This window comes from Mycobacterium sp. THU-M104 (genome assembly GCF_049197365.1).
Taxonomy (GTDB): domain Bacteria; phylum Actinomycetota; class Actinomycetes; order Mycobacteriales; family Mycobacteriaceae; genus Mycobacterium.
Genome location: NZ_JBMIOP010000280.1, coordinates 1 through 24,162, shown reverse-complemented (window position 1 = coordinate 24,162; position 24,162 = coordinate 1). Strand labels below are relative to the sequence as shown.

The following is a 24,162-nucleotide window of genomic DNA, read 5'->3' as shown; positions in this document are numbered from 1 at the left end:
AAAAGTAGCGCTGAGCACAGTCTCGACGCCGCCAGCGCAGACTCGGCACCCGCGGCGTCTGGTAACAACCCCCGGCGAACTTACGGGCGAGACCACTAGCCTGGTAGCGGTGGCCGTACAAGCGTCGGCGCAGATCGTCATCGATGCGCCTCCGGAAGTGATCATGGTGGTGCTCGCCGATGTCGACTCGGTGCCCAGCTGGTCCTCGGTGCACAAGAAGGCCGAAATCATCGATACCTATCCCGACGGCCGTCCGCACCATGTCAAAGTCACGGTCAAGGTGCTCGGCATCGTCGACCATGAAGTGCTGGAATACCATTGGGGTCCTGACTGGCTGGTGTGGGATGCGCAGAGGACCGCGCAGCAGCACGGTCAGCACGTCGAATACAGGTTGCAACGCATCGGCATCGACAAGACGCGAGTCCATTTCGACATCACTCTGGAACCGTCGGCGCCGTTGCCGGAGTTTCTGGTCAACCGTGCACGAAAGACGTTGCTGCGCTCCGCAACCGAGGGATTGCGCAAGCAGGTCCTGGACACGCAGCGGCCCCGCGGACCGGAGTAGCAGGTAGAGCAAGGCGCGGGATGGCCTCAGGCCGCCGGTCCGGCGGAAGCGCCGGTTATCCTGCGGGCCGTTTCCGCAATGCCGCGAGTCGCCTGAGCGCTTCGTCCAGGGTGTCTTCGCGTTTGCAGAAGGTGAAGCGCACCAGATGATTCCACACCATGGCCTGCTCCGCGGCGTGCCCCGCGGCCGGGTCGCAGAACGCCGACAGCGGGATGGCGGCCACGCCCACCCGCTCCGGTAGGTCCGCGCAGAACGTGGTGCTGTCGTCGTAGCCGAGCGGGCGCGGGTCGGCGCACAGAAAGTACGTGCCGTAGCTGTCGTGCACCTCGAAACCGATCTCGGCCAAGCCCGCGCTCAGCCGGTCCCGCCTGGCCTGCAACGTGTTCCGGAGTTCGGCAACCCACGCGTCCTCGGTGTCGAGTGCCAGGGCGACCGCGGGCTGGAACGGGGCGCCGCCGACATAGCTCAGATACTGTTTGGCCGCTTTCATGCCGACGATGAGCGGGGCCGGGCCGCAGGCCCATCCGATCTTCCAGCCGGTGCAGTTGAACATCTTCGCCGCGCTGGAAATGGTGACGGTACGCTCGGCCATGCCGTCGAAGCCGGCCAGCGGCAGGTGCTCGTGCCCGTCAAACACCAGATGCTCGTACACCTCGTCGGTGATCACCACAAGATCTGCCGCGACCGCGATTTCGGCGATGGCCGCCAGTTCGATTCTGCTCAGGACCGCGCCGGTCGGGTTGTGCGGTGTGTTGAGGATCAGCGCCCGGGTGCGCGGCGTGACCGCCCGGCGCAACGCGTCGGCGTCCAGGGCGAAGCCGCGCCCGTCGGGGACCAGCGGCACGGCCACCCGGTGGGCGCCGGCCATCGCCACCACGGGGGCGTAGGAGTCGTAGAACGGCTCGATGAGCACGACTTCCTCACCGGGCTCCACCAGGCCGAGCACTGCCGCCGCGATGCCCTCGGTGGCTCCGACCGTGACCAGCACTTCGGTGTCGGGGTCGTAGTCGATGCCGAACCGCCGCCGTCGCTGGGTGGCGATGGCTTGGCGCAGCGCCGGGATGCCGATGCCCGGCGGGTACTGGTTGGCGCCCCCGGCGATGGCGTCCTGCGCGGCCTTCAGCAAGGCGGGGGGCCCGTCCTCGTCGGGGAAGCCCTGGCCGAGGTTCACCGCGCCGATCCGCGCGGCCAGGGCCGACATTTCGGCGAACACCGTGGTCGCGTACGGGCGCAGTCGCGACACCGTCATGGCAGTCGAGCTTAAGGCGCGTTGCCGATGCGCCCCGCAGGGCCCGGGATGGGTTACGGTCGTTTACACACGGGACGGAGGTTGTCATGGCCGGGCAGATCCCTTTGGTCGACTATCTGGTGCTCGACGACGGCGAACCGCACCTCGTCGCGCACGAGTGCACCCACTGCGGGGCCCGGTTCTTCGACCGGCGCAACGCGTGCGCGAGCTGCTTTGCCACGGAGTTCAAGACCGTCCCGGTCGCGACCGAGGGCACCGTGCGCGCGTTCACGATCGTCACGTTCGCCGCGCCGGGGATCCCGACCCCGTTCGTCGCGTCGGTGGTCGACTGCGACGGCACCCAGGTGCGCGCCAACCTGATCAACGTCAAGCCCGACCCCGAGCAGGTGCGCGACGGGATGAAGGTGCGCCTGGCCACCTATTCGATGGGGGCCGACGCCGAGGGCACCGAGGCGATCGGCTTCGGTTTCGAGCCCGCCGCCTGAGCAACCGAGTCACTTCGAAGGAGCAGCGACGATGAGCGCCAGCGACGAGATCTGGATCCTGGGCATCCGGATGACCAAGTTCGGCAAGCATCCCGACCTCGACACCGTCGACCTGGCGGCCGAGGCGGCAATGGGCGCACTCGCCGATGCCGGGGTGAGCATGGCCGACATCGGTGTGCTGGCGGCGGGCAACCTGATGAACGCCCACGCCGGCATCGGTCAGCAGCTGCAAAAGCAGATCGGCCAGACCGGCATCCCGGTGTACAACGTGGCTAACGCGTGTGGCACCGGGGCCACCGCACTGCGCACCGCGATCATGGCGGTCAAGGCCGGCGAGGTCGACTACGGGATGGCTGTGGGTGTGGAGAAGCTGTCCGGGGCCGGTCTGCTGGCCGGGGGCACTCAGCAGAAGTCCGACGATGTGTGGGCGCCCAAGGGCCGCTACGGCGCGGTCGCCCCGGTCGACGGGCGCATCGGCACCGAGACCATGCCCGGGGTGTTCGCCCAGATCGGCACCGAGTACGGCCACAAGTACGGCGGCACCAGCTTCGAGTTGTTCGCCAAGATCAGCGAGAAGAACCACGCCCACTCCACGCTGAACCCGCTGGCCGCCTACCAGAAACAGTTCACCCTCGAGCAGATCATGGGCGACGTCATGATCGCCTACCCGAATACCCGCCCGATGTGCTCGGCCAACTGCGACGGTGCCGCGGCCGCCGTTGTCTGCAACGGCGAGACGCTGAAGTCTCTCTCGCTGCAGCAGCGTCGGCGCGCGGTGAAGGTGTCGGCGTCGGTGCTGACCACCGATCCCTACGAAGAAGGCTGCCAAGTCCTGCCCAATGTCAACACGCTGACGCGCAGGGCGGCCGCCACCGCCTACGAGCAGGCCGGCGTCGGCCCGGGCGAGCTGGACCTGGTCGAGCTGCACGACTGTTTTGCCACCGCCGAGCTGGTGCATTACGACAACCTGATGCTGTGCGAAGAGGGCGGGGCCGCGGACTTCTTCAACTCCGGGGCCACCTGGCGCGACGGCTCGACACCGGTCAACGTCTCGGGCGGGCTGCAGTCCAAGGGTCATCCCATCGCGGCCACCGGCATCGCCAACATCTGGGAAGTCTGCCACCACCTGCGCGGCGAGGCCGGCGACCGTCAGATCGCCGACGCGAAAGTCGGGCTGGCCCACGTCATCGGGCTGGGCTCGGCCTGCGGCGTGCACATCCTGGAGAAATCAGCGGCCTGACCTTGTCGACCTTGTCGACGGCGCGGGGCTTCGAGCGTCACGCGAGCGTGGCGCTGGGCGGCGGAGGTCACGCTCGCGTGACGCTCGGCGGTTCGGGGACCGCCGAACGCCGTCGGCCCAACCAACAGGTTGGATGGGAGTCCTGTTAGGGTGCTGGTACTCCGGCCTAACCTGAACACTGACCCCCAAGCCGAACTGCGAAGAGGAAGTCGTCATGTCCGAAGAAGCCTTCATCTACGAGGCCATCCGCACCCCGCGCGGCAAGCAGAAGAACGGATCGTTGACCGAGGTCAAGCCGCTGAACCTGGTCGTCGGGCTGATCGAGGAGCTGCGTAAGCGCAATCCCGACCTCGATGAGAACCTGATCAGCGACGTCATCCTGGGCTGTGTCTCACCCGTGGGTGACCAGGGTGGCGACATCGCCCGCACCGCGGTGATCGCCTCCGGCATGCCCGACACCGTCGGCGGCATGCAGCTCAACCGCTTCTGCGCCTCCGCGCTGGAAGCGGTCAACACCGCCGCCCAGAAGGTCCGCTCCGGCTGGGATGACCTGGTGCTCGCCGGTGGCGTGGAGTCGATGAGCCGCATCCCGATGGGCTCTGACGGCGGCGCGATGATGGCCGACCCGGCCACCTCTTATGACGCGTTCATGGTCCCGCAGGGCATCGGCGCGGACCTGATCGCCACCATCGAGGGTTTCTCCCGCGAGGACGTCGACGCTTACGCGCTGCGCTCGCAGGAGCGTGCGGCCGCGGCGTGGTCGGGCGGCTACTTCGCCAAGTCCGTGGTGCCGGTACGCGACCAGAACGGCCTGCTGATCCTCGACCACGACGAGCACATGCGGCCCGACACCACCATGGAGGGTTTGGCCAAGCTGAAGCCCGCTTTCGAGGGACTGGCCGCGATGGCCGGTTTCGACGACGTGGCGCTGCAGAAATACCACTGGGTCGAGAAGATCAACCACGTCCACACCGGCGGCAACAGCTCGGGCATCGTCGACGGAGCCGCGCTGGTGATGGTCGGATCCGAGGCCGCCGGCAAGTCGCAGGGCCTTAGCCCCCGGGCCCGCGTCGTGGCCACCGCCACCACCGGCGCCGACCCGACCATCATGCTGACCGGCCCCACGCCGGCCACCCAGAAGGCACTCGACCGGGCCGGACTGAGCGTCGACGACATCGACCTGTTCGAGCTGAACGAGGCCTTCGCGTCGGTGGTCCTGAAGTTCCAGAAGGACCTCAACATTCCCGACGAGAAGCTCAACGTCAACGGCGGCGCCATCGCGATGGGCCACCCGCTGGGCGCCACCGGCGCGATGCTCGTGGGCACCATGGTCGACGAGCTTGAGCGCCGCAACGCCCGGCGCGCGCTGATCACACTGTGCATCGGTGGCGGCATGGGCGTGGCCACCATCATCGAGCGAGTCTAAGGAAAAACCATGGCAGAGAACACCATTGTGTGGGACAAGGACGCGGACGGCATCGTCACGCTGACGTTGGACGACCCGACCGGGTCGGCCAACGTGATGAACGAGCACTACAAGGAGTCCATGCACAAGGCGGTGGAGCGTCTCGTCGCCGAAAAGGACTCGATCACCGGTGTGGTGATCGCCAGCGGCAAGAAGACCTTCTTCGCCGGCGGCGACCTCAAGCACATGATCAACGCCGGTCCGGAAAACGCCGGCGAGGTCTTCGCCGAGGTCGAGGACATCAAGCGTGACCTGCGCGCGCTGGAGACCCTGGGCAAGCCGGTGGTGGCCGCCATCAACGGCGCGGCGCTGGGCGGTGGCCTGGAGATCGCGCTGGCCTGCCACCATCGGATTGTCGCCGACGTCAAGGGCGTCCAGATCGGTCTGCCCGAGGTCACACTGGGCCTGCTGCCCGGCGGCGGCGGCGTCACCCGTACGGTGCGGATGCTGGGCATCCAGAACGCGTTTGTCAACGTGCTCAGCCAGGGCACCCGTTTCAAACCGGCTGCGGCCAAGGACAACGGACTGGTCGACGAACTCGTTTCCAGCGTCGAAGAACTGGTGCCGACAGCGAAGGCGTGGATCAAGGCAAACCCCGAGACCTGCACCCAGCCGTGGGACGCCAAGGGCTACAAGATGCCCGGCGGCACCCCGTCGTCGCCGGGGCTCGCCGCGATCCTGCCGTCATTCCCGTCGCTACTGCGCAAACAGCTCAAGGGCGCGCCGATGCCCGCGCCGCGGGCCATCCTGGCCGCTGCGGTCGAGGGTGCGCAGGTGGACTTCGACACCGCCACCCGCATCGAGAGCCGCTACTTCACCGAATTGGTGACCGGCCAGGTTGCCAAGAACATGATCCAGGCATTTTTCTTCGACCTGCAGACCATCAACTCGGGTGGCTCGCGGCCCGAGGGCATCGGCAAGACACCGATCAAGAAGATCGGTGTGCTGGGCGCGGGAATGATGGGCGCCGGCATCGCCTACGTCTCGGCCAAGTCCGGTTTCGACGTGGTCCTCAAAGACGTCAGCCTCGAGGCGGCACAGAAGGGCAAGGCCTACTCCGAGAAGCTCGAGGCCAAAGCGCTGGAGCGGGGCAAGACCACCAAGGAGCGTTCCGAGGCGCTGCTGGCGCGCATCACCCCCACCGGTGATCCCGCGGACCTCAAGGGTGTCGACTTCGTCGTCGAGGCGGTGTTCGAGAACCAGGACCTCAAGCACAAGGTGTTCGGCGAGATCGAGGACATCGTCGAGCCGAACGCGATCCTCGGGTCGAACACCTCGACGCTGCCGATCACCGGTCTGGCCACCGGCGTGAAGCGGCAGGAGGACTTCATCGGGATCCACTTCTTCTCGCCGGTCGACAAGATGCCGCTGGTCGAGATCATCAAGGGCGAGAAGACCTCCGACGAGGCGCTGGCCCGGGTGTTCGACTACACCCTGGCGATCGGCAAGACCCCGATCGTGGTCAACGACAGCCGCGGCTTCTACACCTCCCGTGTCATCGGCACGTTCGTCAACGAGGCGCTGGCGATGCTCGGCGAGGGTGTCGAGCCGGCCTCGATCGAGCATGCCGGGTCACAGGCCGGCTACCCGGCACCGCCGCTGCAGCTCTCCGACGAGCTCAACATGGAGCTGATGCACAAGATCGCCACCGCCAGCCGCAAGGGTGTCGAGGATGCCGGCGGCACATACGAGCCGCACCCGGCGGAGGCCGTCGTGGAGAAGATGATCGAGATCGGCCGTCCGTCAAGGCTTTCCGGTGCCGGATTCTACGAATACGTCGACGGCAAGCGCACCCGGCTGTGGCCGGGCCTGCGGGAGACGTTCAAGTCCGGCACCTCGGAGCCGCCGCTGCAGGACATGATCGACCGGATGCTGTTCGCCGAGGCGCTCGAGACGCAGAAGTGCCTCGACGAAGGCGTGATCACCTCGACCGCGGACGCCAACATCGGCTCGATCATGGGCATCGGCTTCCCGCCGTGGACCGGTGGCGCCGCGCAGTTCATCGTCGGTTACTCCGGCCCGGCCGGTACGGGTAAGGCAGCCTTTGTGGCCCGGGCCCGCGAGCTCGCCGAGCGGTACGGGCAGCGCTTCCTGCCGCCGGCCTCGCTGACGTAGTCGCGGTTTCGGCTTTGTGCCGAGACATAAACCATTGCGATGTGATACGGCGTGTCGTCGCAGCTGGTTACGTGTCGCGACGCTGGAAGAGCTGGAAGAGGTAGTAGCGCGCCGGGGTCCGGCCGGCGCGGTCTAGCGCTCCCTCGTCGCCGGCGGACGGCAGCGTCCAGCCGGCCGCGAATCGTCTTTCCATCTCGGCGGGGTCGATGCCGCGCACCCCGAGTCTCCCGCCGGGGACGAACGCGACGATCAGTAGCCGTGCGGCGTCTGCTGCCACCATGCTGACCTCGCGGGCGTACTCGTCGCGGTCGCTCTCGCTCATGTTGTGCAGGCAGCCGTTGTCGACGATCAAACCGAACTCCGCACCGATCCCGGCCTGACTCAACCGCGTGACGTCGGCGCGGATGAAGTCGACCGAAACGTGCGCGGCACCGGCTTTTGGCGCGCGCCTTGTCGAGTGCCTTCGTCACAAAATCAACGCCGGTGACCTTCCAACCGCGTTGGGCGAGGTAGATCGAGGTGTCTCCGGTGCCGCATCCCAGGTCGAGGGCGGAACCCGCCGGCAGCGCTGGGCTGTCGCTGGTGCCCTCGATCAGCCTCCGCAAGTTCCGCGCGAGCGGATGACCGTCCCACGGGGTGAAGCCGATCCGGTAGAAGACCCGAAAAGGGTGTGCCGAGAAGCCATGACTTCACCTAATCACTGTGGATCGCTGTTGCAGGCGGCGGCGATGCGGCGCCATTCCTCGCGGGGGAATGCCGTCGGTTCGTCGGTGAGCACCTGGACGCAGACGTGGTCGGCGCCGGCCGACCGGTGCTCGGAGATCCGGCGCAGGATCGCCTCCTCGTCGCCCCAGGCGATGATCGCGTCGAAGAGGCGGTCGCTCACGTGAGTCACGTCTTCTTCGGAAAAGCCGCTGCGCAGCATGTTGTTGGCATAGTTCGGCATCGAGAGATACGACCGCAGCATGCCGGTACCGATGCGGTGTGCCTCGTCGGCGTCGTCACAGAGGATCACGGTCTGCTCGGGCAGCAGCAGCGGGCCCTCGCCCAGAGTCTCGCGGGCGAAGGCGGTGTGGTCGGGGCTGACCAGGTAGGGGTGGGCGCCGCGGGTGCGGGTCGCCGCCAATCTCAGCATTGCGGGACCCAGCGCGGCAAGGACCCGGCTCTCGGCGGGCACCGGGCGTGGCGCGGCGTCCAGGCCGTCCAGGAACGACGCCGTCGCGGCCAGTGGCTTGCGGTAGCGCCCCGGCTGCTTGGCATCGATCAGCGCGGCATGGCTGACCCCGATGCCCAGCAGGAACCGTTCCCCGTGCGCGGCGGTCAGCTCCGCATGGGATTCGGCGACGTCGCCGGGCGCGTGCATCCACAGGTTCAGGATCCCGGTGGCGATCACCGTGCGACTGGTGGCGGCGAGCAGGCGGCCGACCGCATCGAGCACCGGCCCGCCGACATCGGGAATCCATAGCGCCGGGAAGCCCAGTTCGTCCAATTCCGCTGCGGCCTCTGAGGATTCGGATGCGTCGCCGTAGCGCAGCTGACTACTCCAGATCCCGACACCGGTGAGTTGCATGCAGGTCATTCCTTCCGCCAGGGCTTTGCCACCATGCTGTCAGACGTCGACTTCGGAGTAGTCGGGGACCTGCATCGAGTCGTGCAGTCGCAGGCCCTTGGTGTTGAGCTTGGCCAGCGCGCGGGACAGCGGCGCGGGCATCCGCGAGACGAGCTGGGCACCGCGGGTGAGCGCCCAGACCCCGGCCGGTGAGCCGGGAATGAGGCTCTTGGCAGCGCCGCGCGCGAAGGCCCGGCTACGCAGCACCGACTCGCGCATCGCCAGTTCGTAGGCTGCGAACGCGCGCAGTCGGTCGCCGTCGGCTCGTGCCAGTTCGCCGGCCAGCACGTAGGCACCCAGCACCGCCAGGCTGGTGCTGCCGCCGACCGCAGGACCGGGGCAGTACCCGGCGTCGCCGACCAGCGTGACCCGCCGGCGCGACCATCGGTCCAGTCGCAGTTGAGTGATCGCATCGAAGTAGAACGCCGGCGTCGAATCGAGTTCCTCGAGCCAGCGGTCCACCTCCGCATGCATGCCGGCGAACCTGTCGTGCAGAATCTGCTTCTGCCGCTGCGAATCCCGATGCCCGTAATCCAATTCTGCTTTGCTGCGAAAGAGAAAGGCCGCACGTGCGTCGTTCAGGTGCTGCGCGGTGTAGAGCACCGCGACGCGCCCGACACCGATGTGGCCGATCATGCGCCCCGTGTCGGCCAGCGCCTTGGGCACCGACAACACGGCCAGATATCCCCCGAGGAAGCGGGTGAGTTCGCCCTCGTCGCCGAACGTCAGGCGCCGAACATTGGAGTGCAACCCGTCGGCGCCGACGACCACGTCGAACGCACGGGCGGGCGCGTGCTCGAACGTCACGTCGCCGTCGACGTCGATGGAAGTGATCGAGTCGTCGAACAGGTACTCGACGTCGTCGCGGCCTGCCGCGTAGTAGATCTCGCTGAGGTCGTCGCGCATGATCTCCACGTGCCGATCGGAGGTGGCGCCGTAGACTTTGGCGAGGTCGATCTCGGTGGGTCGCATCCGGCCCTCGCGGTACATCGTGAGCCGGTCGGTGCCGGTGGCGCGGGCCTCGATGCGCGGCAGGACGCCCATTTTCGCCGAGATCTCCATCGCCGGACGGGACAGGTCGACGGCGTGGCCGGCGGCCTTGCGCAGGGCCGGTGCGCGCTCGACGACGGTGACGTCGAAGCCGTACCGGTTCAGCCAGTACGCCAGCACCGGCCCGGCGATGCTGGCACCGGAGATGAGGATCCGCATCGCGCGCAGCCTACTCGGTCCAGTCTAGAGTCGGCGCCATGCGCTTTGGGCTTTTCATCCCGCAAGGCTGGCGGATGGATCTGGTCGACATCGCACCCGGCGAACACTGGCCGGTGATGCGCGATCTGGCCGCTTACGCCGACGGTGGCGACGCATGGGACTCACTGTGGGTCTATGACCACTTCCACACGATCCCGCTGCCGACGGACGAGGCCACCCACGAGGCGTGGACGCTGATGGCGGCCTACGCGGCCATCACGTCGCGGATCAAACTCGGGCAGATGTGTACGGCGATGAGCTACCGCAACCCGGTGTACCTGGCCAAGGTGGCCGCCACGGCTGACATCATCGCCGGGGGCCGCATCCAGATGGGCATCGGCGGCGGCTGGTACGAACACGAGTGGCGCGCATACGGCTACGGGTTCCCGTCGGCCGGGGTGCGGCTGGGCCGACTCGACGAAGGCGTCCAGATCATGCGTGCCGCCTGGCGCGACGGCAAAGTCAGCTTCGCCGGCCGGCACTACCAGGTCGACGGCGCGATCGTCGCACCGAAGCCATTGCAGGACAACGGGATACCGCTGTGGATTGCCGGCGGAGGTGAGAAGGTGACGTTGCGCATCGCCGCGCAGTACGCCCGGTACACCAACTTCACGCCGGAGCCCGAGGCGTTCGCCCGCAAGTCCGAGGTGCTGGCCCGGCACTGCCGCGAGGTGGGCACCGACTTCGGCGGGATCGTGCGGTCGGTCAACATCAACGCCGTCGTCGGCACCTCGGACGCCGACGTCGCCGACCGAATCCGGCGGGTCCGCGACCGGCTGGTACGTCATCTCCCCGAGGCTGCCGCGGACGCGACGGTCGCGGGCACCAGCGGCCCGGACTCGGCGACGGGCACACCGGAACAGGTGATCGAGCGGATCGCGCGGATTCGAGACCTCGGGTGCGAGTACGTGATCTGCTACTTCCCCGAGGCCGCCTACGACCGCTCCGGCATCGAGTTGTTCGAACGGGAGGTCATTCCCGCGCTGAGCTAGACATCGCTGGTGAGGTAGCGCGTCTTGACCGGCGGCGCGGCCAGCAGGGGAGGCAGGTCGGTCAGCTTTCCCTCGCCGGCGCGAAACGCGCGGTAGGCCTCGTCGTCCTCCACCGTCGCCCAGATCTCGTAGATGAGCCAATGGGCTTCGTCGTCCTCGTCGACGAGCACGTCGGTACCGAGGTTGCCGGAGAACGCGCGGGTGTCCTGCAGCGCCCGGCCCATGACCTCGCGCGCGGCGGCAACCGCGTCGGGCTTGAATCTCAGTTCCAGTATCACGGTGACTGGCATGGCGTCTCCCTTGCTGCGGCGGCGCTTCCACACTAGGCGCTTACCAGTCGACGCCTCGCCCGTGGCCCGGCACTGGGCCGGCGGGTCTGACCGGGAATACAATTTCCGCGCTCGTCGGATGCTTCGGCTGCAGCTGCCGGACACCGGCGCCGGCGCCGAGACGGGCCTATGGCCGAGACGGGCCTGTGCGCCGACGGCGAACGCAGAAGCTGGTGGCCGACGGCGCCACCGAGATCCACGGCTCGATGCCGGTCAACACCGGCGGGGGACTGCTCGCCCTAGATCGCCGGGCCCAGAAGGTCGTCAGCGTCGCGGATGATGTAGCCGTAGCCCTGTTCGGCCAGGAAGCGTTGCCGGTGCGCGGCGTATTCCGCGTCCAGGCTGTCGCGGGCCACCACCGAGTAGAAGACGGCGCCCCCGCCGTCGGACTTGGGCCGTAGCAGCCGGCCCAGCCGCTGGGCCTCCTCCTGACGTGATCCGAATGTCCCCGAAACCTGCACCGCCACCGAGGCTTCCGGCAGGTCAATGGAGAAGTTGGCGACCTTGGACACCACCAGTGTGGACACCTCGCCGCGCCGGAAGGCGTCGAACAGTGCCTCGCGCTCTTTGGTCCGGGTCGATCCCTGGATCACCGGCGCGTCGAGTTCGGCGCCGAGTTCGTCGAGCTGATCCAGATAGGCGCCGATCACCAGGGTTTGCTCACCGGGATGCTTCTGCAGGATCGACTTGACCACAGCGACTTTGGTGTGCGCGGTCGAGCACAGCCGGTACCGCTCCTCGGGTTCGGCGGTCGCGTAGGTCATCCGCTCGTTCTCGGTCATGGTGACCCGGACCTCGATACACTCCGCCGGCGCGATCCAGCCCTGCGCCTCGATGTCCTTCCACGGCGCGTCATAGCGCTTGGGTCCGATCAGGGAGAACACATCGCCCTCGCGGCCGTCTTCGCGGACCAGGGTGGCAGTCAGGCCCAGCCGCCGCCTGGACTGCAGGTCGGCGGTCATCCGGAACACCGGCGCGGGCAGCAGGTGCACTTCGTCGTAGACGATCAGACCCCAGTCCCGGCTGTCGAAAAGCTCCAAATGCCGGTACTCGCCCTTGGTGCGGCGGGTGACCATCTGATACGTCGAGATAGTGACCGGCCGGATCTCCTTGCGCTCCCCGGAGTATTCGCCGATCTCGTCCTCGGTCAACGAGGTGCGTGCGACGAGCTCGCGCTTCCATTGCCGGGCGGCGACGATGTTGGTCACCAGGATCAGCGTCGTGGCGTTGGCTCTGGCCATCGCGGCCGCCCCGACCAGGGTCTTGCCCGCCCCGCACGGAAGCACCACCACGCCCGAGCCGCCGTCCCAGAACGAGTCCGCGGCAAGCTGCTGGTAGTCGCGCAGCTGCCAGCCGTCCTGCCGCAGGCTGATCGGATGCGCTTCACCGTTGACGTAACCGGCGAGATCCTCTGCAGGCCAACCGATTTTGAGCAATATTTGCTTGACGCGGCCGCGCTCGCTGGGATGCACGACGACGGTGTCGTCGTCGATACGCGCCCCGAGCATCGGCGCGATCTTCTTGTTGCGCAGCACCTCCTCGAGCACCGCGCGATCCAGGCTCACCAGGGTGAGGCCGTGCGCCGGGTGCTTGACCAGCTGCAGGCGGCCGTAGCGGGCCATCGTGTCGACGATGTCGACGAGCAGCGGCTGGGGCACCGCGTAGCGCGAATGCGACACCAGCGCGTCGACGACCTGCTCGGCGTCGTGTCCCGCGGCGCGCGCGTTCCACAGCGCCAGCGGTGTGATCCGGTAGGTGTGCACGTGCTCGGGCGCGCGCTCGAGTTCGGCGAACGGAGCGATGGCGGAGCGCGCCGCGCCAGCCAGCTCGTGGTCCACTTCGAGCAGCACCGTCTTGTCGGACTGCACGATCAAAGGTCCGTCAGTCACAACCGCCGCTCCTCCGCTTTTTCGTCACGTGATCCATTATCGGTTGTGGACCGACACCACCGACGTGATGCGGTGAATGGCGAAGTCACGCAGTCGGCCGGAGCCCGAGTCGAACGCCACCAACTGACCGCCCCGGAGGGTGATCGGCGACACCACCCGCTGGGTGGCCACGCCGGCGGCGTCGAGGTAGCCGATCACCAGCGTCTCCTGGTCTTTTGCCGCGCGCTGGAGCAGCGACATGGCGACGGCCGGGTCGACGCGGTTTTTCCCGAACGGTGCGGCGGTCACCTTGCGCAGTACCGAAACCACGGCGTCGAGCGTCTCGGCGCTGGGTAGCGGCGCCGGGCGGTACGGCCGGCGCCGCTGCGGCGACACCACCCGGGCCCCGCGCGGCCGGACATCGACGATGGAGCCGGTGGCATCCTCGGCGGCCGGGGCGAAGCCGGCGGTCCGCAACGCGGCGAGCACGTCGCCGATCGGCGACGGCGACACCGCCACCGTCGGTGCCAGGGCGCGCAACTGCACCCCTGCGACAGCGGGCGCCGCCAGCGCCTGGGCCAGCAGCGCCGGGTCCTCGCAGCGCACGAACGACGCGGTCATCCCGATCCGCAGCTGGCCATGCCGGCGCGCAACGTCATCGATCAGATAGGTAAGCCCCTGCGGCACTCGGGTTTTGGAGTGCTGCGTGAAAAAACTCTGCATCCAGTCGCGGGTCCTGCCGACATCGAGCGCGTGGCGGATCGACTGCTCGCTGATGCGGTACACCATCGCGGCGCCGGCCGATTCGACGGTGGCGACGGTGGCGAGTTGGTCGGCGAGGTCGCGCTTCAGGGGGCCGGGCACCACGACGGTCAGATCGGCCTGAACCAGGAAGTGGTCGATCGGTTCGGGCAAGGCGCGTGCCATCGCGTCGACCGCGACGCGGGGGTCGGCGCCCACGTCCAGAAGTGCCCGGCCGGGCGTGCTGATCGCCCCTCGACCCACGAGACCCAGGGTGTGACTCTCGCTCAGCAGATCGCCGACGGGCCCCGGCTGCAGCCGCCGGGCCCAGCGCGGACGCCGCCACACCAGGGCCGCCGATGCCGCGACCGCGTCGACAGTCGCGCCCGCGGGCAGCTCTGCGAGCATGCCCAGCAGCAGTCGCCGATCCAACGGCGCCGCCGTTGAGTACAGCGAAACAGACAGGGCAACATACGGTTTGGCATCCGGACTGCGGGTCCCGATCAACGCCGGACGGCCCGGCAGATCGAGCCAGGCTTCGGCCAGCAGGTGCCAACGCTCGGCGGGCGAGCTCGCGGTGAACCGGTCGATGGCCGGCGTCGGTGCCCAGTACGGTCCATCGACGTTGGGGCCGTCGGTCGGCTCCGGATCAGGTGTGCCGCTGGCGATCAATCCGGCGGCGGCCGTGATCTCGAGGATCAGCCCGAGCCGCGGCTCCGCGATACCGGTCGCCTTGGCCAGCCGCTTGAGCTCGCGGACTCCCAGTCCGCCGCTGCGCAGCTCGGGGACCGGCGCGGTGCTCAGGGTCTCGATCACCCCGTCGACTTCCCGTAGCAGGTCGACGACGGCTCCGGCGGCCGCTGCGTCGACGTCGTCGGGCGTGGTGGTCGACACCACCGGATCGGGCGCCCTCAGCTGCATCGGGCCCGGCCGGTCGCCGCGCAGCACCTGCCCGACGTGGCGGGGCAGGATGACCGTCTCGGCGTCGATGCGTCGCAGCAGGCCCAGCGCCAGCAGCTGTGGTACCGGCCGCTCCGCGGGGGCGCCCGGGGCGGCGTCCCGCGTGCGACCGACCGGAGAGCCCTCGAGCAGTTTGTCCAGTACCTCGCGCTGTGCGGGGTCGAGGTTCTCGACGAGGTCCGCGATCTGCTCGCCCGAGCGCGAGGCGTCCTCGAGGATGACCTGGCCCGGGTGCCACGGCAGGGCGGTTCCCGCGTCGGCGGCCACCCGGACGGCGGCCTCGCCCCAGGCCAGGGCGCGCTCTTTGAGGGCGTCCAGCGCGGCGATGACGTCGGGCTCCGGGGCGCGGTCACCGATCAGCGCGAGCAGCTTCGCGCTCGGCACCGGCATCGAGTCGGCCTGCAACACCAGCAGGGCATCGAGCACCGCCAGCCGCAGGAAGTCGAGGTCGTCGGTGGCGGCCTTGACCGACTGGTGGGCCTGTGCGCGCGCGGCGAGCGCGGCGATGCTGCCGGGTGGGGGCTGGGCCAGGTCAGGCCGCAGTCGCAGCAGCCGGATCAGCCGCTCGTCCGGCAAGTCGGCCAGCCAGGACCCCAGCGGGATGTCCGGGGTGTTGTCGGTCATTACCGACCAGCGTAGGGCCGATCAGCGTAAAGCAGCCCCCCAGGCCCGCATCCGCAGCGAGGATGCGTGCAGGCCAGCGCGCGCCCGCCAGACACCCCGACGCACGGACCGCAGACCTTGCGCCGCGCCGGCCGGCGCGAAATGTCAGAATGGTCGGCGTGGCTGACATTGCTGAGGGCAAGGCCCGCAGAACCAAGTACGTCGACAACGGCTGGCCTGCGACGGGACCGGACGACCACGCGGTGAGTGAACTCGTGAGCGACCGAACGGGCGCCTTGTCGCCCTTCGGCGAGCTGAACTTCCCGCTGCCCGCCGACGACCTGCCCTACGTACATCCGGTTACCGAAATCAACCGTTAGACGGCCACGATGGCCGAGGCGTCCGAGGCCGGGACCCCACTTTCGCACCTGGATGAGCGCGGGGCGGCCCGTATGGTCGACGTGACCGCCAAGGGCGCCACCAGACGCACGGCCGTGGCGGCGGGGACCTTTCGCACCTCCGCCTGTGTGGTGGGGCTGATCTCGACCGGCGGGCTGCCCAAGGGCGATGCGCTGGCGACCGCACGGATCGCGGGCATTCTCGCGGCGAAGCGCACCAGTGACCTGATCCCGTTGTGCCATCAGCTTGCGCTCACCGGAGTCGACGTCGAATTCACCGTCGGCGAGTCGGAGGTCGAGATCACCGCGACGGTACGCAGCACGGACCGCACCGGCGTGGAGATGGAAGCGCTGACCGCCGTGAGCGTGGCCGGGCTTACGCTCTACGACATGATCAAGGCGGTTGACCCGGCCGCGCGCATCGACGACATCCGGGTGCTTCACAAAGAGGGCGGCAAAAGCGGGAATTGGACGCAGGGATGAAAGGCCGGTCGGCACGAGTCATCGTCGCCTCCACCCGCGCGTCGACGGGACAGTACGCCGACCGCTGCGGGCCCGTCATCGCCGAATGGCTCGGGCAGCGCGGATTCGCGCCCGTCGCGCCCCAAGTGGTTCCCGACGGGTCACCGGTCGGTCAGGCGCTGCGCAAAGCGGTCGCCGACGACGTCGACGTCGTCCTCACCTCGGGAGGCACCGGCATCTCACCCACCGACAGCACCCCGGACCAGACTGTCGCGGTGCTGGACTACATGATTCCCGGCCTGGCCGATGCCATCCGCCGCTCCGGGCTTCCCGGCGTGCCGACGTCGGTGCTCTCGCGGGGTGTGTGCGGGGTCGTCGGCCGGACTCTGGTCGTCAACCTCCCAGGCTCGCCCGGCGGGGTCCGGGACGGCCTTGCGGTGCTCTCCGATGTGCTCGACCACGCGCTGGATCAGATCGCCGGCGAAGACCACCGGCGATGACGCTGGTCGTTCGGGCCGACATCACCGACCGGCCGATCTCTGTGTCCGAACACGAAGACCTGGTGCGCCACCGGTCGGCCGGGGCCGTCGTCGGGTTCGTCGGCGTGATCCGCGACCACGACGGCGAGCGCCGCGTAGTGCGCCTGGAGTACTCGTCGCACCCATCGGCCCTACAGGTCATGACCGATGTCGTCGCCGAGATCGCGGAGCGGGCCGGCGGGCTGCGCGCGATCGCGGCCAGTCACCGCATCGGCGCCCTGCACATCGGTGACGCGGCACTGGTTGCCGCGGTGGCCGCCGACCACCGACAAGAGGCATTCGCGGCGTGCGCCTTGCTGGTCGACGCCGTCAAGGCGCGGTTACCGGTGTGGAAACACCAGTTCTTCGACGATGGTACCGACGAATGGGTGGGTTCGGCCTGACGGCGTGGACACCGATCCGACGCGGTCCGCAAAGCCGACGCGGTACCGCGAGCTCGCGACCGGCGGGACCCGGTGACAGACCTCAGATGACGGAGGACCGACGCGCCAGGGCGTCGAGCGCGTCGTTTCCGTGGACGTCCAGCCCGCGGATGGCTTCCCACACTTGCCTGGTGTAGCCGACGTCGTCGGCCTGCTGTGGCGCCACCGGTGCGTCATTGTCGTCGCCGGGCGGGGGCGGGGGCACGTCGGCCGGCGCGGGGTCCTGGACTCCGGCGTTGACGACCGATGCGTCCACAGGCAGATCGGCCGGTAGTGCCAGGTCCTCAGATGCCGGGGGGAGGTCCTCGGGGGGTGCGGGCGGCAGGTCCTCGGGAGGCGCGGGCGGCAGGTCCTCGGGGGGTGCCGGCTGGTGGTCGGAGGCCAGTTCCACCGCCGGAGTTGGGGGTTCCGGCGGGGCGTCCATCGGGGGAGCGTCCTCCGGCGGGGCGTCCATCGGGGGAGCGTCCATCGCCGCCGGTGTCGGCACGTCGCGCGGCGTCGGGTTCGACAGCCCGTGTCCGCATGCGGGCCAGGCGCCCCGGCCCTGGGTTGCCAGCACCCGCTCGGCAACGGCGATCTGCTGTTCCCGGCTGGCCATTTGAGCCGCCGGTGCGTAGTCGCTGCCCCCGTGGGCGGCCCAGGTGCCCTGGCTGAACTGCAGGCCGCCTTGGTAGCCGTTGCCGGTGTTGATCGACCAGTTGCCACCGGACTCGCAGCGGGCTACCTGGTCCCATTCGCCGTCGGTCGCACCGGCCGCTTGGCCGGCGAGGGCGATACTGCCCCCACCGAGCACCGCCCCGGCAAAGGCGATCTTGGCGGCATTGACGTTTGACGTAGTGGGCTTGCGGTGACGTCCACTCATACGCGCCGGGTAAGTCCTCTCATCTAGCGCCTGCGAGGTCAGCTGTCGGGTTCGGGTTGGAGAGGCCACCCGGCCGCGTCGTACTCGGCAGCGAGACGACGCCGGCTTCACCCCAAGGAGTCGCGGAGCGGCTCCGGATCGGTCACGGCGGACCTGTTGGGACCCCCGCCTCCATCCATGTATGGCCTGCCCCCGCTTACTGGATGGAGCTCGGCGCGATAGGCGGGGGAGGGACGCCGTTCGGCTTACTTGGCGAACCTCCGGGAGAGGCTAGCGGTTTCCGCCGGGGGCGTCACGTTTGGCGCAATCCGGCGTTTCGGCTTTGGGGACCTTCGAAAAGTCGAGCAGCGGTGCAGGTTTCCGCAGCTCACAGGGCTCGAGACCGAGTCGTGTCTCGCTCGTTATCTTTCCGTTACGTGAGATATGTCATATGCCTCAGCCGCCGGCAAACGGCGGGAGGACGTCGACGGTGTCACCGGGTGACAACGCCGTCGCAGGGTCTCGTACGGCGATCCCACTGCGCAGGCAGGAGCACCGGCTCAATACCGTGGCCAGTCGGGTTCCGCGCACGGCCAGCATGTCGACGAGCCCGGTCACGGTCGTGCCCGCCGGCACCACCACGGTTTCCGATTCGACTCCGGCGGCTGCACGCGCGGCGGCGAAGTAGCGGACCGTCACCTGCATCCCGGCCGGCTCGGCGGGCGTGTCACTCATCGCGCTAGCCGCCGATCGCGCTCATCGGTCGGTCGGGCTGGATGAAGCCGGGTTCGTTGATGCCGTGGCCGGCGGGTTTGCGCCACATCGCGTCGCGCCAGGCCGACTCGATAGCGTCGTCGCCCGCGCCACCGCGCAGCAAGCCCCGAAGGTCGGTCTCCTCGGTGGAGAACAGGCAGCTGCGGACCTGTCCGTCCGCCGTCAGCCGGGTGCGATCGCAGGACGCGCAGAAGGCGTGTGAAACCGACGCGATCACACCGAACTTCCCGGCCGGCGTGTCGGGTCCGGTGTCGGCCAGCCACAGCTCAGCCGGAGCGGACCCGCGCGGCGTCGGGTCGGGTCGCAGCCGGAAGTGCGACCGCAGCGTATCCAGCACGTCGTCGGCGCTCAGCGCCGCTCCGCGCCGCCACTGATGCCCGGCGTCCAGCGGCATCTGTTCGATGACCCGCAGCTGGTAGCCGTGGTCGAGGCAGAACCGCAACAGTGCGACGACGTCCTCGCGGCCGGAGGCGGGGTCGAGCACGGCGTTCACCTTCACCGGGGCGAGGCCCGCCTCCTTGGCTGCGGTCAGGCCGTCGAGCACGTCGCCCAGCCGGTCCCGGAGGGTGATGGCCGCGAAGCGGGCCCGTTCCATGGTGTCCAACGACACGTTGACCCGGTCCAGGCCGGCCCCGGCCAGAGCGGCGGCGCGGTGGGCCAATCCCACGCCGTTGGTGGTCAGCGAGATCTCCGGCCGCGGCCGCAGGCAGGCGGCCGCTGCGACCATTTCCTCCAGGTGACGGGAGAGCAGCGGCTCGCCGCCGGTGAACCGCACGCTGGTGACACCCAGCCGGGTCACGGCGACACACATCAGCCTGGACAGCTCGTCGGGGCGCAGGAGTTGTTCCCCGGGCAGCCAGTCCAGCCCGTCGGCGGGCATGCAGTAGCGGCACCGCAGATTGCAACGGTCGGTCAGCGACACCCGCAGATCGGTGGCGACCCGGCCGTGGGCGTCGATCAAAGGACCGTCGGCCGGGGCGTGCCCCGATGCGGAACGGCGGTCCGTGCGGCCGCGCACCATGGGTACGCCCAGTGCGGTCAGCGTCACGCGGGCACCCCCGCGAACTGATGCAGTGAGTCAAGGGAAACGATCTGCTTGCCCAGCGGCATCAGCGAGACCGGGATGAGCTTGAGGTTTGCCAGCGCCAGCGGCAGGCCGACGACCGTGAGCGCCATCGCCACGGCGCTGACCAGATGCCCGATCGCCAGCCACACCCCGAACAGCACCACCCAGATGACATTCCCCACCAGTGCCCCGGTGCCGGCCGTCGGCTTGTCGACGATCGTGCGGCCGAAAGGCCACAACGCGTAGGAGGCGATGCGTAGCGACGCGAACCCGAACGGAATCGTGACGATCAGCAGGAAACAGACGAGCGCCGCCAGCAGGTAGCCGGCGGCCATCCAGAGGCCGCCGAACATCAGCCAGACAACGTTCAGGATCGGGCGCATGTCACCTCCGCGGTAATGTCAGCCTAGCGAGTAACGGACAAGCGGTGGCGCTCGGCAGACGACGATCCGAGTAGGATCGTCACGCGACATCGCGTCCTGCGTAGTCGGGACGCGATGTGTGTTGTCCAACCAGTGAGCCGTCAGACAAGCAGGTGAAACCAGTGCCGACCGGCAAGGTTAAGTGGTACGACTCCGAAAAGGGGTTTGGCTTCCTGTCGCAGGAGGACGGCGAGGACGTCTACGTCCGCGCGTCAGCGCTGCCCGAGGGCGTCGAGGGGCTCAAAGCCGGGCAGCGGGTGGAGTTCGGCATCGCTTCGGGTCGGCGCGGACCGCAGGCGTTGAGTCTCAAGCTGATTGAACCGCCACCCAGCCTCACCAAGACCCGCCGCGAGGTGCCCGCCGAGCACAAGCACAGCCCAGACGAGTTGCACGGAATGGTCGAGGACATGATCACGTTGCTGGAGAGCGCGGTGCAGCCCGAATTGCGCAAGGGTCGTTACCCGGACCGCAAGACGGCCCGCCGGGTTTCCGAGGTGGTCAAAGCTGTGGCCCGGGAACTCGACGCCTGACGCCTTGCGTGGCGGCGGGCGGCGCGGCGGAAGGTCACGCAGTCGTTCGGTGCGGTGGCGTGAGAAACGACGTGTGCTGGGTACTCCTTGCTTTGCGACCAGCGAGGAGGCTGCAATGTCACAGCAAGCACATGTCACCGAAGAGCAGGCCAGAGCCGTTGCCGAGGAATCTCGCGAAAGTAGTTGGGATAAACCATCATTCGCCAAGGAATTGTTCCTGGGTAGGTTCCCGCTGGACTTGATCCACCCGTTTCCCAGCCCCAGCGACGCGCAAGAGGCCCGTACCGTCGCTTTCCTGGACACGCTGCGGGAGTTCCTGCGGACCGTGGACGGCAGTGTCATCGAGCGCGAGGCGAGGATCCCCGACGAGTACGTGAAGGGCCTGGCCGAATTGGGCTGCTTCGGCATGAAAATACCGGCCGAGTACGGCGGTCTGGAGATGTCGCAGGTCGCCTACAACCGGGCTCTGATGATGGTTTCGACGGTCAACGCCAGCCTCGGCGCGCTGCTGTCGGCCCACCAGTCGATCGGTGTGCCGGAGCCGCTGAAACTCGCCGGTACTCCGGAGCAGAAGCGAAAATTCCTGCCGCGCTGTGCCGCCGGCGCCATATCGGCATTTCTACTGACCGAACCAGACGTGGGGTCCGACCCGGCACGGCTGGCCTCCACGGCGACGCCGGTCGACAACGGCCAGGCTTACGAGCTCGACGGGGTGAAACTGTGGACCACCAACGGTGTGGTCGCCGAGCTGCTGGTGGTCATGGTGCGGGTACCTCAGAGCGACGGCCACCGTGGCGGTATCAGCGCCTTTGTCGTCGAGTCCGACTCGCCGGGGATCACCGTCGAGCGGCGCAACCAGTTCATGGGGCTGCGCGGCATCGAGAACGGCGTGACCCGGTTCGACCGCGTGCGAGTGCCGCGCGACAACCTGATCGGCCGTGAGGGCGACGGCCTCAAGATCGCGCTGACCACGCTCAACGCCGGGCGGCTGTCGATTCCGGCGACTGCCGCCGGGGCGTCGAAGTGGGCGCTGAAGATCGCGCGCGAGTGGTCCGGCGAGCGCATCCAATGGGGCAAGCCGGTGGCCGGGCACGAAGCGGTGGCCCGCAAGATCGCCTTCATCGCCGCGACCGCCTACGCGCTCGATGCGGTGCTGGAGCTTTCCTCGCAAATGGCCGACGAGGGCCGTAACGACATCCGCATCGAGGCTGCACTGGCCAAGCTGTGGTGCAGCGAGATGGCCTGTCTGATCGCCGACGAGCTCATGCAGATCCGCGGTGGACGTGGCTACGAGACCGCGGAATCCCTCGCCGCGCGCGGGGAGCGCGCGGTGCCCGTCGAACAGCTGGTTCGTGACCTGCGGATCAACCGCATCTTCGAGGGATCCAGCGAGATCATGCGGTTGCTGATCGCCCGCGAAGCGGTGGACGCCCACCTGAGCGCCGCCGGCGACCTCGCCAAGCCCGACACCGATCTGCGGCAGAAGGCGACCGCGGCCGTCGGCGCAAGCGGATTCTACGCAAAGTGGTTGCCCAAGCTCATTTTTGGTGAAGGTCAACGACCCGCGGCCTACAGGGAGTTCGGCCCGCTGGCGGCTCATCTGCGGTTCGTCGAACGCTCCGCCCGCAAGCTGGCCCGCAACACGTTCTACGGCATGGCTCGCTGGCAGGCAAAGCTGGAGCAGAGGCAGGGCTTTCTGGGGCGCGTGGTCGATATCGGCGCCGAACTCTTCGCGATGTCGGCGGTGTGCGTGCGTGCCGAGGGGCAGCGGGTCTGCGACCCGACCGTAGGCCGGCAGGCCTACGAGCTGGCCGACACGTTCTGCCGGCACGCGACCCTGCGGGTCGAAGGGCTGTTCCACGCGTTGTGGACCAACACCGACAGCAGCGACGTCGCGTTGACTCGCGATGTGCTCGAAGGCCGCCACACCTGGCTGGAGAAGGGCGTCTTCGACCCGTCGGAGGGTACCGGCCCCTGGATCGCGCACTGGGAACCGGGACCGTCGACCCAAACCGACCTGTCTCGACGGTTTTTGGCTACCTAGCCGCGGAGCGTCTTCGCGCCGGGGCAGAATTGCCGCCATGGCCTTCGACGTCGCACCGGCGGGCGAATTCACCCGGGACGCCAACTACATCACCACGCGGGTCACCGCCGACGGACGCGATGGCTACCCGGTCGAGGTCGGTCGGTATCGGCTCGTTGTCGCCCGGGCCTGCCCGTGGGCCAACCGCGCCATCATCGTGCGGCGGCTGCTGGGTTTGGAACACGTTCTCTCCATTGGCTTTTGCGGACCCACACACGATCAGCGGAGCTGGACGTTCGATCTCGACCGCGGCGGCGTGGACCCCGTGCTGAAGATCGCGCGGCTGCAAGATGCCTACTTCAAGCGATTCCCCGACTATCCCAGAGGCGTCACCGTCCCCGCGATCGTCGACATTGAGACCGGCGCGGTGGTCACCAACGACTTCGCGCAGATGACGCTGGACTTCTCGACGGAGTGGACCGCCCACCATCGCGCCGGCGCGCCTGAACTGTACCCGGAGTCGCTGCGGGCTGACATCGACGAGGTGAACAAGAGGGTTTACACCGAGATCAACAACGGCGTTTATCGCTGCGGCTTCGCCGGCTCACAGCAGGCCTACGAAGCGGCCTACGACCGGCTGTTCGCCGGTCTGGACTGGGTGAGCGATCGCCTGGCCGGCCAGCGGTACCTGTCGGGGGACAGCATCACCGAGGCTGATGTGCGGTTGTTCACCACGCTGGTTCGCTTCGACCCCGTCTACCACGGGCACTTCAAGTGCAACCGCTGCAAGCTCAGCGAGATGCCCGTGCTGTGGGCCTACGCGCGCGACCTGTTCCAGACGCCGGGCTTCGGCGACACCGTGGACTTCGACCAGATCAAGCGGCACTATTACATCGTGCATGCCGACATCAACCCGACCGGAATCGGGCCCAAGGGGCCCGACCTGGACAACTGGCTGACTCCGCATGGCCGGGAAGCGCTCGGCGGCAATCCCTTCGGGAAGGGAACGGCGCCCGGGGCCCCCTGGAAGGCGAGCGCGTCATCCAGGGTTCGGAGGCTTGTTAGCTGGTAGGTCATAAGTGTGGCCTTCCCCTCGATCGCGGCTGATCTGGCCGGCGCGTGGGAGGTGTCAACGTGGAGCACGCGCAGCGCAGCGAGCATGAACGACGTTGACACCGAGGAGCGCAGGTTGATGATGGGCCGTCGGAGGGATGGC

The 24,162-nt window shown here is 68.3% G+C and carries 22 protein-coding genes, 3 pseudogenes and 1 riboswitch; of the genes and pseudogenes, 14 read left to right on the top strand and 11 right to left on the bottom strand.

Annotated features, from left to right (window positions below; genetic code table 11):
• Positions 1-109 precede the first annotated feature (109 nt).
• A complete protein-coding gene (locus tag ACOJVU_RS20190; protein ID WP_421531406.1) occupies positions 110-565 on the top strand; it encodes an SRPBCC family protein in 456 nt (151 codons plus the stop codon).
• A 55-nt stretch (positions 566-620) separates the two neighbouring features.
• Here ACOJVU_RS20190 and ACOJVU_RS20185 read toward each other — a convergent pair whose 3' ends face one another.
• Positions 621-1,814: a pyridoxal phosphate-dependent aminotransferase gene (locus tag ACOJVU_RS20185; RefSeq protein ID WP_421531405.1), complete on the bottom strand. Its 1,194-nt coding sequence runs from the start codon at positions 1,812-1,814 to the stop codon at positions 621-623.
• Positions 1,815-1,900: 86 nt separating this feature from the next.
• On the opposite strand from ACOJVU_RS20185, the gene ACOJVU_RS20180 reads away from it, so the two are divergent.
• From ACOJVU_RS20180 to ACOJVU_RS20165, 4 genes are all read left to right on the top strand, one after another.
• Complete coding sequence (locus tag ACOJVU_RS20180) at positions 1,901-2,299, top strand: Zn-ribbon domain-containing OB-fold protein (protein WP_421531404.1); 399 nt, start codon at positions 1,901-1,903, stop codon at positions 2,297-2,299.
• A 31-nt stretch (positions 2,300-2,330) separates the two neighbouring features.
• Positions 2,331-3,539, top strand: coding sequence for a thiolase family protein (locus ACOJVU_RS20175; protein WP_421531403.1), 1,209 nt, complete (start codon positions 2,331-2,333; stop codon positions 3,537-3,539).
• A 214-nt stretch (positions 3,540-3,753) separates the two neighbouring features.
• On the top strand, positions 3,754-4,965 hold the full coding sequence (locus ACOJVU_RS20170; protein WP_421531402.1) for an acetyl-CoA C-acetyltransferase: 1,212 nt from the start codon (positions 3,754-3,756) through the stop codon (positions 4,963-4,965).
• Positions 4,966-4,974: 9 nt separating this feature from the next.
• Entirely contained in the window at positions 4,975-7,119 is a 2,145-nt protein-coding gene (locus ACOJVU_RS20165; protein WP_421531401.1) for a 3-hydroxyacyl-CoA dehydrogenase NAD-binding domain-containing protein, read from the top strand.
• A gap of 67 nt (positions 7,120-7,186) precedes the next feature.
• On the opposite strand, the pseudogene ACOJVU_RS20160 reads toward ACOJVU_RS20165, so the two are convergent.
• The 3 genes and pseudogenes from ACOJVU_RS20160 to ACOJVU_RS20150 all read right to left on the bottom strand — a co-directional run bounded on the left by ACOJVU_RS20160 (position 7,187) and on the right by ACOJVU_RS20150 (position 9,937).
• Positions 7,187-7,804, bottom strand: a pseudogene (locus tag ACOJVU_RS20160) (class I SAM-dependent methyltransferase).
• A gap of 12 nt (positions 7,805-7,816) precedes the next feature.
• Entirely contained in the window at positions 7,817-8,689 is an 873-nt protein-coding gene (locus tag ACOJVU_RS20155) for an LLM class F420-dependent oxidoreductase (protein ID WP_421531400.1), read from the bottom strand.
• 39 nt (positions 8,690-8,728) lie between these two features.
• On the bottom strand, positions 8,729-9,937 hold the full coding sequence (locus ACOJVU_RS20150; protein ID WP_421531399.1) for an FAD-dependent monooxygenase: 1,209 nt from the start codon (positions 9,935-9,937) through the stop codon (positions 8,729-8,731).
• 38 nt (positions 9,938-9,975) lie between these two features.
• On the opposite strand from ACOJVU_RS20150, the gene ACOJVU_RS20145 reads away from it, so the two are divergent.
• Positions 9,976-10,968, top strand: a complete 993-nt coding sequence (locus ACOJVU_RS20145; protein WP_421531398.1) for an LLM class F420-dependent oxidoreductase — start codon at positions 9,976-9,978, stop codon at positions 10,966-10,968.
• Here the strand turns inward: ACOJVU_RS20145 and ACOJVU_RS20140 are convergent.
• Complete coding sequence (locus ACOJVU_RS20140) at positions 10,965-11,258, bottom strand: putative quinol monooxygenase (protein ID WP_421531397.1); 294 nt, start codon at positions 11,256-11,258, stop codon at positions 10,965-10,967. The two genes, ACOJVU_RS20145 and ACOJVU_RS20140, sit on opposite strands and share 4 nt — an antisense overlap.
• 127 nt (positions 11,259-11,385) lie before the next feature.
• Here ACOJVU_RS20140 and ACOJVU_RS20135 point away from each other — a divergent pair.
• Positions 11,386-11,536 (top strand): annotated as a pseudogene (locus ACOJVU_RS20135) (thiolase C-terminal domain-containing protein); the annotation flags it as partial.
• On the opposite strand, the gene ACOJVU_RS20130 reads toward ACOJVU_RS20135, so the two are convergent.
• Both ACOJVU_RS20130 and ACOJVU_RS20125 read right to left on the bottom strand, forming a co-directional pair.
• Entirely contained in the window at positions 11,537-13,186 is a 1,650-nt protein-coding gene (locus ACOJVU_RS20130; RefSeq protein WP_421531396.1) for a DNA repair helicase XPB, read from the bottom strand. It abuts the pseudogene before it with no gap.
• Between the two features lie 36 nt (positions 13,187-13,222).
• Entirely contained in the window at positions 13,223-15,490 is a 2,268-nt protein-coding gene (locus ACOJVU_RS20125) for a helicase-associated domain-containing protein (RefSeq protein ID WP_421531395.1), read from the bottom strand.
• A gap of 158 nt (positions 15,491-15,648) precedes the next feature.
• Here ACOJVU_RS20125 and ACOJVU_RS20120 point away from each other — a divergent pair, with 158 nt between their 5' ends.
• Genes ACOJVU_RS20120 through ACOJVU_RS20105 form a run of 4 tightly spaced genes read left to right on the top strand, consistent with a single transcriptional unit; the run spans position 15,649 to position 17,251 of the window.
• The gene (locus ACOJVU_RS20120) at positions 15,649-15,849 is read left to right on the top strand and encodes a hypothetical protein (RefSeq protein WP_421531394.1); all 201 of its coding nucleotides are present in this window, start codon (positions 15,649-15,651) and stop codon (positions 15,847-15,849) included.
• Between the two features lie 9 nt (positions 15,850-15,858).
• Positions 15,859-16,350, top strand: coding sequence for a cyclic pyranopterin monophosphate synthase MoaC (gene moaC / locus ACOJVU_RS20115; protein ID WP_421531393.1), 492 nt, complete (start codon positions 15,859-15,861; stop codon positions 16,348-16,350).
• Positions 16,347-16,829 (top strand): MogA/MoaB family molybdenum cofactor biosynthesis protein, encoded by a 483-nt coding sequence (locus ACOJVU_RS20110; protein ID WP_421531392.1) that lies wholly within the window; start codon positions 16,347-16,349, stop codon positions 16,827-16,829. The genes moaC and ACOJVU_RS20110 overlap by 4 nt, the downstream gene beginning before the upstream one ends.
• Entirely contained in the window at positions 16,826-17,251 is a 426-nt protein-coding gene (locus ACOJVU_RS20105) for a molybdenum cofactor biosynthesis protein MoaE (RefSeq protein ID WP_421531391.1), read from the top strand. The genes ACOJVU_RS20110 and ACOJVU_RS20105 overlap by 4 nt, the downstream gene beginning before the upstream one ends.
• Positions 17,252-17,333: 82 nt before the next feature.
• On the opposite strand, the gene ACOJVU_RS20100 is transcribed toward ACOJVU_RS20105, so the two are convergent.
• The 4 genes from ACOJVU_RS20100 to ACOJVU_RS20085 form a co-directional block, all read right to left on the bottom strand.
• Positions 17,334-18,152, bottom strand: a complete 819-nt coding sequence (locus ACOJVU_RS20100) for a transglycosylase family protein (protein WP_421531390.1) — start codon at positions 18,150-18,152, stop codon at positions 17,334-17,336.
• 11 nt (positions 18,153-18,163) lie between these two features.
• A riboswitch (cyclic di-AMP (ydaO/yuaA leader) is annotated at positions 18,164-18,378 on the bottom strand.
• Between the two features lie 209 nt (positions 18,379-18,587).
• Positions 18,588-18,866 (bottom strand): MoaD/ThiS family protein, encoded by a 279-nt coding sequence (locus ACOJVU_RS20095; protein ID WP_421531389.1) that lies wholly within the window; start codon positions 18,864-18,866, stop codon positions 18,588-18,590.
• Between the two features lie 4 nt (positions 18,867-18,870).
• A complete protein-coding gene (moaA, locus tag ACOJVU_RS20090) occupies positions 18,871-19,953 on the bottom strand; it encodes a GTP 3',8-cyclase MoaA (protein WP_421531388.1) in 1,083 nt (360 codons plus the stop codon).
• On the bottom strand, positions 19,950-20,354 hold the full coding sequence (locus ACOJVU_RS20085; RefSeq protein ID WP_421531387.1) for a YccF domain-containing protein: 405 nt from the start codon (positions 20,352-20,354) through the stop codon (positions 19,950-19,952). Before ACOJVU_RS20085 ends, moaA begins: the two co-directional genes overlap by 4 nt.
• A 161-nt stretch (positions 20,355-20,515) precedes the next feature.
• Here ACOJVU_RS20085 and ACOJVU_RS20080 point away from each other — a divergent pair, with 161 nt between their 5' ends.
• The 3 genes and pseudogenes from ACOJVU_RS20080 to ACOJVU_RS20070 all read left to right on the top strand — a co-directional run bounded on the left by ACOJVU_RS20080 (position 20,516) and on the right by ACOJVU_RS20070 (position 24,011).
• Positions 20,516-20,923: a cold-shock protein gene (locus ACOJVU_RS20080; RefSeq protein ID WP_421531386.1), complete on the top strand. Its 408-nt coding sequence runs from the start codon at positions 20,516-20,518 to the stop codon at positions 20,921-20,923.
• A 115-nt stretch (positions 20,924-21,038) separates the two neighbouring features.
• Positions 21,039-22,967 carry an acyl-CoA dehydrogenase family protein gene (locus tag ACOJVU_RS20075; protein WP_421531385.1) on the top strand — a complete coding sequence of 643 codons (1,929 nt, stop codon included), beginning with the start codon at positions 21,039-21,041 and terminating at the stop codon, positions 22,965-22,967.
• A 37-nt stretch (positions 22,968-23,004) separates the two neighbouring features.
• Positions 23,005-24,011 (top strand): annotated as a pseudogene (locus ACOJVU_RS20070) (glutathione S-transferase family protein).
• Positions 24,012-24,162: the final 151 nt, after the last annotated feature.

What these genes read in the sequence shown, in the direction of transcription:
- ACOJVU_RS20185 (WP_421531405.1), bottom strand. Translation starts at nt 1,814, where the DNA reads ATGACGGTGTCGCGACTGCGCCCGTACGCGACCACGGTGTTCGCCGAA.
- ACOJVU_RS20180 (WP_421531404.1), top strand. Translation starts at nt 1,901, where the DNA reads ATGGCCGGGCAGATCCCTTTGGTCGACTATCTGGTGCTCGACGACGGC.
- ACOJVU_RS20175 (WP_421531403.1), top strand. Translation starts at nt 2,331, where the DNA reads ATGAGCGCCAGCGACGAGATCTGGATCCTGGGCATCCGGATGACCAAG.
- ACOJVU_RS20170 (WP_421531402.1), top strand. Translation starts at nt 3,754, where the DNA reads ATGTCCGAAGAAGCCTTCATCTACGAGGCCATCCGCACCCCGCGCGGC.
- ACOJVU_RS20165 (WP_421531401.1), top strand. Translation starts at nt 4,975, where the DNA reads ATGGCAGAGAACACCATTGTGTGGGACAAGGACGCGGACGGCATCGTC.
- ACOJVU_RS20155 (WP_421531400.1), bottom strand. Translation starts at nt 8,689, where the DNA reads ATGCAACTCACCGGTGTCGGGATCTGGAGTAGTCAGCTGCGCTACGGC.
- ACOJVU_RS20150 (WP_421531399.1), bottom strand. Translation starts at nt 9,937, where the DNA reads ATGCGGATCCTCATCTCCGGTGCCAGCATCGCCGGGCCGGTGCTGGCG.
- ACOJVU_RS20145 (WP_421531398.1), top strand. Translation starts at nt 9,976, where the DNA reads ATGCGCTTTGGGCTTTTCATCCCGCAAGGCTGGCGGATGGATCTGGTC.
- ACOJVU_RS20140 (WP_421531397.1), bottom strand. Translation starts at nt 11,258, where the DNA reads ATGCCAGTCACCGTGATACTGGAACTGAGATTCAAGCCCGACGCGGTT.
- ACOJVU_RS20125 (WP_421531395.1), bottom strand. Translation starts at nt 15,490, where the DNA reads ATGACCGACAACACCCCGGACATCCCGCTGGGGTCCTGGCTGGCCGAC.
- moaC (WP_421531393.1), top strand. Translation starts at nt 15,859, where the DNA reads ATGGCCGAGGCGTCCGAGGCCGGGACCCCACTTTCGCACCTGGATGAG.
- ACOJVU_RS20110 (WP_421531392.1), top strand. Translation starts at nt 16,347, where the DNA reads ATGAAAGGCCGGTCGGCACGAGTCATCGTCGCCTCCACCCGCGCGTCG.
- ACOJVU_RS20105 (WP_421531391.1), top strand. Translation starts at nt 16,826, where the DNA reads ATGACGCTGGTCGTTCGGGCCGACATCACCGACCGGCCGATCTCTGTG.
- ACOJVU_RS20100 (WP_421531390.1), bottom strand. Translation starts at nt 18,152, where the DNA reads ATGAGTGGACGTCACCGCAAGCCCACTACGTCAAACGTCAATGCCGCC.
- ACOJVU_RS20095 (WP_421531389.1), bottom strand. Translation starts at nt 18,866, where the DNA reads ATGAGTGACACGCCCGCCGAGCCGGCCGGGATGCAGGTGACGGTCCGC.
- ACOJVU_RS20085 (WP_421531387.1), bottom strand. Translation starts at nt 20,354, where the DNA reads ATGCGCCCGATCCTGAACGTTGTCTGGCTGATGTTCGGCGGCCTCTGG.
- ACOJVU_RS20075 (WP_421531385.1), top strand. Translation starts at nt 21,039, where the DNA reads ATGTCACAGCAAGCACATGTCACCGAAGAGCAGGCCAGAGCCGTTGCC.